Raw genomic sequence first — 1,247 nt, 5'->3', positions numbered from 1 at the left:
CTGGCCTTCCACATCGAGGGCCCGGTTGAAGCCGAGCGCATGCGAGCGGCCGGACAGGCCCTGCTTGACCGGTATCCCAACCTACGCACCGCGTTCGTCACCGACTCCGCTGGGCATCAGGTTCAGATCGTCGTCGACGGCGTCGAACTTCCTTGGTGCGAACTCGACCTGAGCGAGCTTTCCGGCAACGCCCGTGGCGAAGCCTTGGAAAAATTCCTCGTCGAGGACCATGCCGCGCACTTCGACCCGGCCACGCCCCCCATGCTGCGGCTCACCCTGGTCAGGATGGGCCCTGACCACTGCGAACTCATCCTCACAGCCAACCACGTCCTCTTCGACGGTTGGTCGTTCCCGATCCTGATGCAGGACATTCTGCGTTTGTACGGGTCGGGGGGTGATGCGGCCGTGCTGCCGCGGGCGCGTGCCTACCGTGACTTCCTGGTCTGGCTCGACGAGCAGGACCAGGAGGTGGCGGCTCAGGCCTGGGCCAGGGAGCTCGACGGTCTGGAGGAGCCGACGCTGCTGGTTCCCGAGGCCGTCACCGACCAGGGGAGTTCGGGTATCGGGCAGGCGGGTGTGCCGCTGTCGGCGTTGGATGCAAGGGCGCTGTCCCGGCGTGCCGCGGAGCTGGGTGTCACGGTCAACACGCTGGTGCAGGGTGCTTGGGCTGTGTTGCTGGGGCAGTTGACGGGTCGGTCGGACGTGGTGTTCGGTGCGACGGTCTCGGGTCGGCCGGCGGCGGTGCACGGGGTCGACGCGATGGTCGGCATGTTCATCAACACGCTTCCCGTCCGGGTGGAATGCGTGCCGGGTGAGTCGTTCGCCCAGCTCCTGGCCGGTCTTCAGAAGCGGCAGGCGGTCCTGCTGGACCATCACCACCACAGCCTGTCGGACATCCAGCAGGCCACCACCATTCCGACCCTCTTCGACACGCTCGTGGTGTTCGAGTCGTATCCGGTGGATCGGCTCGGCATCAACGCGGCGAACGCAACAGCCGGGATCGCCGTCACGGGCATCCGTCCGATCTCCAGCACCCACTACCCCCTGACCGTGATGGCCGAAGTCGAGCCCGAACTGCGGCTGGCGCTCCACTACCAACAGAATCTGTTCCACCAGGACTCGGTCGAACAGATCGCCTCTCGTCTGGCGCGCGTGTTGCGGCAGGTGGTGGTGGATCCGCGGGTTCTGGTGGGCCGGGTGGATGTGCTGGGGTCGGGGGAGCGGGAGCGGCTGGTTGGGGTCGATGA

General features: G+C 66.7%; 1 protein-coding gene. It reads left to right on the top strand.

Annotated elements, in window-relative coordinates:
• Positions 1 to 1,247 (top strand): condensation domain-containing protein (locus ACWC1K_RS50675; RefSeq protein ID WP_450841006.1); only part of this gene is annotated, 1,247 nt, incomplete at both ends.

It is taken from the genome of Streptomyces sp. NPDC001492 (assembly GCF_053597275.1).
The sequence above is the reverse complement of the archived record's forward strand: the minus strand, read 5'-3'. Positions and strand labels throughout refer to the sequence as shown.